This is a genomic window from Sulfoacidibacillus ferrooxidans (genome assembly GCF_022606465.1).
GTDB lineage: Bacteria > Bacillota > Bacilli > Alicyclobacillales > SLC66 > Sulfoacidibacillus > Sulfoacidibacillus ferrooxidans.
The window spans coordinates 1-481 of sequence record NZ_JALBUF010000082.1 but is presented as its reverse complement, the minus strand read 5'-3'; the positions used below and the strand labels follow the sequence as shown (position 1 = coordinate 481).

General features: G+C 73.4%; 1 protein-coding gene. It reads right to left on the bottom strand.

What is annotated here, in order from left to right; translation table 11 throughout:
- A partial coding sequence (locus tag MM817_RS16470) for an SPFH domain-containing protein (protein ID WP_241717140.1) occupies positions 1-481 on the bottom strand: 481 nt, incomplete at both ends.

The window sequence follows — 481 nt, the reverse complement described above, 5'->3', positions numbered from 1 at the left end:
ACCTTCGGCGGGCGCGAGCGGCTCGGCTCCGCCGTCGCCGGCGGCGACGCTGGTGGCCAACTCGTGGACCACCCCGTTCTCCACCGCCAACACCCGCCCCAGCGGCCAGGGCAGCCCCAGGTGCAGGCCGGGGCCGAGCACCGCGACCGGCTTGCCGAAGCGCTCGTAGACGCCCCGTGCATCCATGCCGATCTCGCGTACGCCGCTGAGCAGCCAGCCGCTCAGCGACACCACCGCCAGCACCGGCAGGAACGCCCGCCGCATGAAACCGAAGGCCCAGACCTGGCGCAGGTCGATGCCGAAGCGCTGGTGCAACTCATGCTGCAGACGCTGCAGGGGACGCGGCGGCCAGCGCAACAGGTCGGCCAGCAGGCTGGTGGCGACCAGGCGCGGTTCGAGGCCGGCACGCTGCGGCGCGAACATCGCCAGGATCGCCCTGCCCAGCAACTCCAACGCCAGCGCCGCCGGCAACAGGCCGAGC